We start from the raw sequence: 8,274 nt of genomic DNA, 5'->3' as shown, positions 1-8,274 counted from the left end.
GAAGGCCCCGGCAAGGAGACCGATAACGAGCGCGGACAGCGGTCCGACGAAGCCGGACGCGGGGGTAATCGTTGCGAGCCCTGCGATAGCGCCGGTGGCTGCACCGAACATCGTCGGCTTCCCCCGGTGAATCCATTCGATGACCACCCAGATCAGGGTCGCTGAGACGGCCGAGGTATGGGTCGCAACAAAAGCCATTGCGCTCAATGCGCCTGACGAAAGGGCGCTGCCGGCATTAAAGCCGAACCAGCCGAACCACAGAATCCCTGCGCCGATGACCGTCAACGGCAGGTTGTGGGGCATAATCTTTTCATGCGGGTAGCCCTTTCTCTTCCCGACAAGAATAGCCGCTGCCAGCGCGGAGATACCCGACGTGATGTGGACGACGATACCCCCGGCGAAATCGAGCACGCCCATGTTCTTGAGCCATCCCCCGGTCCCCCATATCCAGTGTGCGATAGGGTCATACACGATTGTCGACCATAGGATGGTGAAGATGAAAAAGGCGGAAAACTTCATTCTTTCGGCGAAGGCTCCGGCGATGAGCGCTGGCGTTATGACCGCAAACATCGCCTGGTAGATCATGAAAGCCACATGGGGTACGGTCGGAGCATAATCCGGATTTGGGGCGACACCGACACCGTGCAACCCGACCCAATCGAGACCCCCGATAATGCCGTGGACATCGGGCCCGAAGGAGAGGCTGTAACCAAAGAGAATCCACTGAATGCTGACGATCGCTATCGCTACAAAGCTCTGCATGATCGTCCCGAGAACGTTCTTTCTCCTGACCATCCCGCCGTAAAACATCGCGAGGCCGGGTGTCATGAGCATGACGAGGGCGGCCGAGACAAGGACAAAGGCGGTATCTCCGGCATCTATCCTGTTTGCGGTCTCCGCATATGCGCTCAGGGGGAGTGAGAATACGACGGCTGCACTGAAGATACGGACGATCCATTTTTTCATTTGGCGGCTCCTTCTATCGATTCACAAGAAACGAGAACTATGCGTTGATTTCGCATTAATGATAAACCAAATGCGCGGGTCAATGATAGCGAAAAATGTGCCCGGGAAAAGACTCCGGATTTTAAAAGAAAGAGGGAACGGATGGAAGAAGGGAAATCTACATTTTTGTAGGATTCTTATCGCGCGAGATCCTTTTTTTGCTTTTCGTGACAGGAGGATATATCGTGCAACGACAATTTTGTATGAGCTACATTTTTGTAGGCTTCGTGATGGGGATGAGAAGAGGGGCCGGCAAAGCCAACCCCTCTCGGCGAAAATGTCCTAAATTGCGGTCTCTCCCCGCTCCCCGGTTCTTATCCTGATGATCTCTTCGACGGGAAGGACAAATATCTTCCCGTCTCCGATCTTCCCGGTCTTCGCCTTTTCCTCTATCGTCGATACAACCTTTTGCGCGAGACCGTCCGGTACTACGACTTCCAGCTTCACTTTCGGGATGAAGGCGATGTCGTATTCGGCTCCCCGGTAAAGTTCGACATGCCCCTTCTGCCGCCCGAATCCCTTCACTTCGGTGACGGTCATGCCCTGGACGCCGATCGCATTCAGGCCGTCCTTCACCTCATCGAGCTTGAAGGGTTTTATGATCGCTTCTATCTTCTTCATCTTGCCTCCTTACTTATTTCGCGTTCTCAACCGTGAACAGGGTTCGAGAAAGAATTATCATTCTCGAGACTGCACGTTCTTATTAGAGGGTATATGCCCTTTCACCGTGCTGGCTCTCGTCAAGTCCAACGATCTCCTCTTCGGCATCGACCCTTACCCCGACGAGCGCCTTGATGACCATGAATATGATAAAGGTCATGATCCCGCTGTAGACGAGGGTGACGCCGACCGCTATCAGCTGGGTCAGAAGCTGTCCGGGGTTTCCGTAGAGGAGACCCTTTCCCGCATCATTGATAGCCGGATCGGCAAATATACCGGTGAGGATGGCCCCAATCGTACCGCCTATCCCGTGAATACCGAAGGCATCGAGGGTGTCATCATAGCCGAACTTCGGTTTCATCATGGCGACGGCGAAGAACGGAATGACACCCGCCGCGATGCCGATGACGATGGCGCCGGTTATGTTTACAAATCCGGCTGCCGGCGTGATGGCTACGAGACCGCCGACAGCTCCGGACGCGAGTCCGAGGAGAGTCGGTTTCTTCGAGTGGAGCCACTCCGTGAACATCCATGACAGGGCCGCAACCGCGGTTGCGGTATTCGTGTTGATGAAGGCGGCTCCGGCGAGGCCGTTTGCCGCAACGGCAGATCCTGCATTGAAGCCGAACCATCCGAACCAGAGAAGACCCGCGCCGGTCAGGACGAGGGTAAGGTTGTTCGGGATCAGAGACTTCTCACGCCTCTTGCCGAGAACGAGCGCGCCTACTAAGGCCGCTATACCGGCATTGATATGGACCACTGTCCCTCCCGCAAAGTCCAGGGCTCCGAGTTTCGCGAGGAAACCGTTTCCCCAGACCCAGTGAGCAACCGGGACATACACGAGGGTCATCCAGAGGATCGAGAAAAGCACCCATGCCGAGAACTTCATCCTCTCAATATAGGCACCGCTCGCAAGGGCGACGGTTATCGCCGCGAAGGTGAGCTGATAGACGACATAGATGAACTCAGGGATCGTCTTCGCGAGATCGGAGATGCTGTTCACACCGACTCCCGAGAGGAGGAACTTGCCGGGGCTCCCGATGATCCCTCCTATATCCGTGTTAAAGGAGAGGGTGTATCCGTAGACGACCCAGAGGAAACTGACGATGCAGAACGTCACAAAGGACATCGCCATGGTATTGAGGGTGTCCTTCCGTTTTGCGAGTCCTCCGTAAAAGAGCGCGAGGCCCGGAACCGTCATGAGCATGACGAGGGCGGTCGCGACTATCATCCATGCCGTATCACCCGTGTCTATCTTCAGGGGAGCAGTCGCGGTGGCAGGCGCCGGCTGCGCTGTTTGTGCCTGCTCGGCAGCGGGGGCTGCCTGTTCCTCTGCAAACACAACGCCTGCAGAACAGAGCAGACTCATCAAAATAACCGTCAATGTCACCAAACTCAAAAATCGTTTCATCGTCTTTTCCTCCAAGATGGAATTCTTGCTTAGAAGTTGAAAGTCATGTTCAGGCCGTAGACAACGGTGTTGTCCAGATTCCCATTCGGATTATAGGGAATACCGTTTATCTTCTCACTCGCCTTATCGGACAGCGGGAACCACCACTGCACGATAGGCTGGATGCTGAAGTTCTTCGCTATCGGGATAGTCACCCCTCCCTGGACCATGCCGGCATGGAATGCAGAGTACTTGGGCCCGGTATAGGCACCCGTTGAAGCCTGATAGGTCTTCCATGAGTCTCCCTGCCCCCACTCGTAGGAAAAACTCGCGCCGAGATCGAGAGTCACCTCCTTATAGACCGGGAAGGAGTGGGAAAATGCAAGCTGGAAGTATGTGCCCGGATAACTCGCGATGTCCTGGTAGATCGTCAAGACCGGTTTCGTGATGATGTCATATCCGAGGGCGAGAAAGAGTTCCTGCGTCTGCTTCGCGTACTGGGTCCCGTACCAGATGTAACCGCCGGTAAGGCTCAACTTGTCGATGTTATACGTATAGCTTAAGGTCAGGTCAGTCTCGTTCCAGCTGGCCGTCCCGGGGTTGGACGGGTGAAAGCTCTGGGTCGGGTTCTGATTCGTGTCAAGGTTGCCCCAGAGGTTCAGGCTAAACCCATAATAAGAGATGGTTGTGGCAGGCTGAATGACCAAACTGCCGGAACTCAACTCATATCCCCTGAATACATACTGACTGAGGAACGCGGATGTCACGTTGCCGGTTACCTTCGGCGCCTCAGCCTTCTGCTCGGCAGGTGGCTGCTGTGCCGGAGGCTGCTGTTCGGCGGGCTGTTGATCATAACCGAACGCATGGCCTCCCGACAATAAAACCGCTAAGACCGCCAAAACCAAACTGCTCCTTAATCTTCTCATCTTCTAACCCCCTTATTATTTCTTTTCTGCCGCGGGATAAAGCCCGTCTCCATAGGATTTCTTATCTGCTATTCTCTTTTCTCAAAACCGTCGCCAACTTCCGTCTGTGCCATCTCTCTTTCGATTCCGTACTTCCTGATCTTGTATCCGATCATCCTTTCCGTGATGCCGAGCATCCTTGCGGCCTTTGCCATTACCCACCGGCATTCTCTGAGGGCATGCAGTATCTCTTCCCTCTCGATATCCCTGATCTTTTCTCTTAGAGAACCCATATTCTTCGCAGACAAGTATTGCCAGATCCGTGCCAACCTGTATCTGCCTGATTCTTAAGGATAGTGAAATGGGGAGAATGTTACACTTTTGTAGGTTCTTACAATTATGTAGCGTCGAATCTCAATTTCATCATTCACCGTAAAAGCGTCCGCGCACCCAGGACACCTGAGCCCGTTGTCTGTTGACATGAAAATCACGGTTTCCCTATACTTGCTTCATGTGGAAAAAGAGAGATCCCGTGGCGACGCTGTGTGGGGAGAACGGATCTTAGTCGGAAATTAGGGCAGGGATGAGACCTATAAGGGCAGGGGCATGACCTACGCGAAAAGAATCTCCGGACTCAAAAGCTCGGCCATCCGTGAAATACTGAAAATCACCGAACGCCCGGGGATCATATCTTTTGCCGGCGGGCTGCCGGCCCCCGAACTTTTCCCGCTGAAAGAAGTTGCCACCGCTGTTCAGAGGCTTTTTTCAAAATACGGCCCTTCAGTCCTCCAGTATTCCCTGACCGAGGGGCTCGGGCGGCTGAGGGAAAAGATTTCGAGAATGCTCGACCCCAATACCGGACGCATAGGAGTCGGGAATATCATTATCACGCAGGGTTCGCAGCAGGGGCTTGACCTCGTGGCAAAGCTCTATCTTGACGAAGGTGACGTGGTCTTTACGGAAAACCCTAGCTATCTGGGAGCCCTCCAGTCCTTCCGGCTTTTTCAGGCGGAGGTGAGACCGGTTCCCTCGGATGAGAACGGGATAAGGACCGATAGCCTGATCAAGGCGTTGCAGGACGAGAGGCCGGCATTCATCTATCTTATGCCCAATTTTCAGAACCCGACGGGGATATCGCTTTCCCTGGAAAGGCGGCGGCAGTTGGTCGAGATCGTGAAAGAGCGAGACCTCGTCGTGGTCGAGGATGACCCCTACGGGGCGCTCAGATTTTCCGGCGAGAAGTTGCCCTCATTGTTTGAACTGGGCGGAGCGGGGAATTTTATCTACCTCAGTTCCTTTTCAAAGACGATAGCGCCCGGCCTGCGTGTCGCCTATGTGGCGGCAGAGGAAGAGGTTATCGGAAAGCTCGCGGTACTGAAGCAGGGCACGGATCTCCAGACGAACACCCTCGGACAGTATCTCGTTTCAGAGTATCTCGAGAGCGGCGACTATCGTGAACATATCGGGCTTCTCAGAAAGACGTATGCATATCGGCGGGACTGCATGCTCTCCGCGATGGAAAGGCATTTTCCCGAAACCGTGACATGGAATCGCCCTGAGGGGGGAATGTTTTTGTGGGTGAAGCTCCCGGACGGATCGGATGCCGCGGAATTACTTCCACGGTGTCTCGAACGGAATGTCGCCTTTGTTCCGGGCCGGGAGTTTTTCCCCGACGGTTCGGGAGAGAACACCATACGGCTCAACTTCTCGAATGCCGATCCCGAAAATATTGAGGAGGGTATCGGGAGGATGGGCGAAGTAATGAAACCTATGAGCGGGTAGGGACCGTCTCGAGGATTGCAAAAAAAGCTGATAACCCTTTATCATTAGAAAAGTGCGGATGGAGGAATAACGGAGATGAAGGCATTGAGAAGAGAGAGAAATGGTCAGGGCTTGAAGATCTTAGCTGTCTGCTCCTTGGTCTTTTTCCTTCTCTCCTCATGTGGAGGGAAGAAGGAGGTCAAGGAGGAATCCCCCGACGCGAAGACCTCCCAGGAGGTGATCTCCATGGCTGAGGTGTTGCGCTCTGCGTATGCGGAAAAGAACTACTCGTCCGTTCAATGGATTTCGACGCAGGACGCCTATAAGGCCTTTCTGAACTCTGTCAGGCATTTCGATTCTGTCGAGCTGAACTTCATACCGAAATGGGTCGAAATAGAAAAAACGAAGGTCTACCTAAACGTGGCATGGAACGGCACCTGGACTGTCGGAGGGGAAACTTCACGCGAACGCGGCATGGCGGTCTTTCTCTTCGAAGGCAAACCGTTGAAGCTCAGTAAGATAGTGCGGGGCAGTCCCTTTATCTATCCCGAGAGATAGCGACGCGAACCGCTAATGGCAGGAGCTGCAGGAGCCACTGCTGCAGGAACTGCAGCCCGACGACGACCCCGCATGTTCGACTCCGCTCATTCCGAAGGTGGAAAACTTCTTCTTGATGTCTCCGGAATCGCATTTCGGACACCGCACGGCCTGGTTGCCGAAGACGAGCTTCTCAAAATCTTCCCCGCAACCGTTGCATCTGTATTCAAAAATCGGCATGTTTCCTCCGGTTATTATTTCTCCACGGCCGACAACCGATAGAGGATCCGGCACGATGCCTCGAGGGTACTTGTCCTCGAGAATGCCTCTTCAAGCGATCCTCCCCGTGTAAAGCTGCCGTGACCCCGCATAAGGACAGCAACCCTTTCCCTCAACAATCCCGCGATTTCCAGGTAATCAGACACTTCACTTTTTATTATAACAGGTACATCTCCCAGAGGTAATGCGCCTTCAGTATCCGCAGGCAGAATCGCCTCGGAGAGAAGCGAAAGGACCACCGCAAAGGGAGGATGGGCATGGATTATAGCTGCCGCGTCCGTATACCGGTAGATATGCTGATGGACCGGCAATTCCACCGATGCGCCGGGCAACGGAGCGTCGAGGGGACCGGCGACGAGGAGAGATTCATCGAGAAAACCGAGGGGAGCCCCGCTCTTTGTGATGAGAAGTCCCTCCTTGGTCCTCACGCTCATGTTCCCCGCGCGGTAGCTGACGAAGCCGGCCTCATACAACAGTCTCCCGAACAGCCTGAACTCGTTTAACAGAGAGCCTCCTCCAGGAGCTCGATAATATGAAATACCCGCTTGTCCTCCATGCCCTTGCCGAGCTGCAGCATGCATCCGGGGCAGGCTGTTATGACCGCATCGGCCCCTGTCTCCCTGTAGGCATCGGACCTCTTTTTCAGGAGGTCCCCTGAAATCTTCGGGTATTGGACGCTGAAGAGGCCGCCGAAACCGCAGCAGCCCTCTCCCCCGGCCTCGATAAATTCGACGCCCGAGCGGCGTATCAGCTCTCTCGGTTCTCTTCTCACGCCGAGGGAATAGGCGAGGTGGCAGGGGTCGTGATAGGTCACCGAGGTGAAGGAGGCTCCCTGTCTCGGCTGTATGAGATCGAGCCTGTCGGCAAGGAAAGTCGTTACATCCATCACCTTGTCGAGACTGACGCCGATGAGTTTCGGGTAATCGACCTTGAGGGCGGAGACACAGGTCGGACAGAGGCTCAGGACCGCTTCCGTGTTGAGTCTGCTGAAGAGGGCATAATTCTTCTTCGCCATTTCGACCGCCTCTTCTTCGAGGCCGAGACTCCTCAACGGAACACCGCAGCACGCCTCCCCTTTCGGGAGGACGACCTCGTAGCCGAGGCGCAGGAGGACGTTTATCAGGGAGGCGCCGAGATGGGGGAAGAGATAATTCGTGCTGCAGCCCGCGAAGAAGGCGACACGTCCGATCTTCTTTTCTGGTTTATATACCTGCTGATCATCCCTCAGGGGATGGGGCGGCAGCGTAACGGAAAAAGGGATTCCGGCCCTTTCGAGGACGGATGGATTGACGAGATGCTGCAGCATCCTCGCAATCCGATAACTGAGCGCCGGCCTGTGAAGGGAGAGGCGGGTGAGCAACCGGAGATACTTTCTCCCGGGGTCCTGATCACGCAGCACCTTCCTGCCGTGATAGAAGGCCCCGATGATATCGATCTGCAGCGGACAGAGGGTTTCGCAGAGACCGCAGAGCATACAGCTGAAGAGGCGCTCATTGAGAGCCGGAGAAGGCCTGATCTCTTCCGTGAGCAACCCTCTCAGGAGTCTGAGGCGACCGCGCGCGGTCATCGTCTCTCTCATGCCCTCTTCGTACGTCGGGCAGAAAGCCTTGCAGCTCCCGCACCTCACGCATTTCGTGAGGTCCGACAGGTAAGCAGACGTTGGCATCAAATATTCTAATGCATCGAAAGACCCTCTGGCAAACGGGGGAGAGACGGCAGCGATCCGTCTCTCCCTTT

General features: G+C 54.9%; 10 protein-coding genes. 2 read left to right on the top strand and 8 right to left on the bottom strand.

The window, feature by feature from the left end; translation table 11 throughout:
• The 5 genes from VEI96_01925 to VEI96_01905 all read right to left on the bottom strand — a co-directional run.
• Positions 1-966: ammonium transporter (locus VEI96_01925; protein HXX56741.1), on the bottom strand; the 966-nt coding region annotated here is incomplete at its 3' end.
• A gap of 321 nt (positions 967-1,287) precedes the next feature.
• Complete coding sequence (locus VEI96_01920) at positions 1,288-1,626, bottom strand: P-II family nitrogen regulator (protein ID HXX56740.1); 339 nt, start codon at positions 1,624-1,626, stop codon at positions 1,288-1,290.
• An 82-nt stretch (positions 1,627-1,708) separates the two neighbouring features.
• Entirely contained in the window at positions 1,709-3,076 is a 1,368-nt protein-coding gene (locus VEI96_01915) for an ammonium transporter (protein ID HXX56739.1), read from the bottom strand.
• Between the two features lie 29 nt (positions 3,077-3,105).
• Entirely contained in the window at positions 3,106-3,981 is an 876-nt protein-coding gene (locus VEI96_01910) for a hypothetical protein (GenBank protein ID HXX56738.1), read from the bottom strand.
• Positions 3,982-4,049: 68 nt separating this feature from the next.
• Positions 4,050-4,253: a helix-turn-helix domain-containing protein gene (locus VEI96_01905; GenBank protein ID HXX56737.1), complete on the bottom strand. Its 204-nt coding sequence runs from the start codon at positions 4,251-4,253 to the stop codon at positions 4,050-4,052.
• Between the two features lie 313 nt (positions 4,254-4,566).
• Here VEI96_01905 and VEI96_01900 point away from each other — a divergent pair, with 313 nt between their 5' ends.
• Both VEI96_01900 and VEI96_01895 read left to right on the top strand, forming a co-directional pair.
• A complete protein-coding gene (locus VEI96_01900; protein HXX56736.1) occupies positions 4,567-5,742 on the top strand; it encodes a PLP-dependent aminotransferase family protein in 1,176 nt (391 codons plus the stop codon).
• A gap of 75 nt (positions 5,743-5,817) precedes the next feature.
• On the top strand, positions 5,818-6,279 hold the full coding sequence (locus tag VEI96_01895; GenBank protein HXX56735.1) for a hypothetical protein: 462 nt from the start codon (positions 5,818-5,820) through the stop codon (positions 6,277-6,279).
• 12 nt (positions 6,280-6,291) lie between these two features.
• Here the strand turns inward: VEI96_01895 and VEI96_01890 are convergent, their stop codons facing one another.
• Genes VEI96_01890 through VEI96_01880 form a run of 3 tightly spaced genes read right to left on the bottom strand, consistent with a single transcriptional unit; the run spans position 6,292 to position 8,203 of the window.
• Positions 6,292-6,498: a zinc ribbon domain-containing protein gene (locus VEI96_01890; protein ID HXX56734.1), complete on the bottom strand. Its 207-nt coding sequence runs from the start codon at positions 6,496-6,498 to the stop codon at positions 6,292-6,294.
• A gap of 14 nt (positions 6,499-6,512) precedes the next feature.
• The gene (locus VEI96_01885) at positions 6,513-7,010 is read right to left on the bottom strand and encodes a class II aldolase/adducin family protein (GenBank protein HXX56733.1); all 498 of its coding nucleotides are present in this window, start codon (positions 7,008-7,010) and stop codon (positions 6,513-6,515) included.
• A 26-nt stretch (positions 7,011-7,036) separates the two neighbouring features.
• A complete protein-coding gene (locus tag VEI96_01880; GenBank protein ID HXX56732.1) occupies positions 7,037-8,203 on the bottom strand; it encodes a (Fe-S)-binding protein in 1,167 nt (388 codons plus the stop codon).
• Between the last annotated feature and the right edge of the window lie 71 nt (positions 8,204-8,274).

It is taken from the genome of Thermodesulfovibrionales bacterium (assembly GCA_035622735.1).
Classification (GTDB): domain Bacteria; phylum Nitrospirota; class Thermodesulfovibrionia; order Thermodesulfovibrionales; family UBA9159; genus DASPUT01.
The sequence above is the reverse complement of the archived record's forward strand: the minus strand, read 5'-3'. Positions and strand labels throughout refer to the sequence as shown.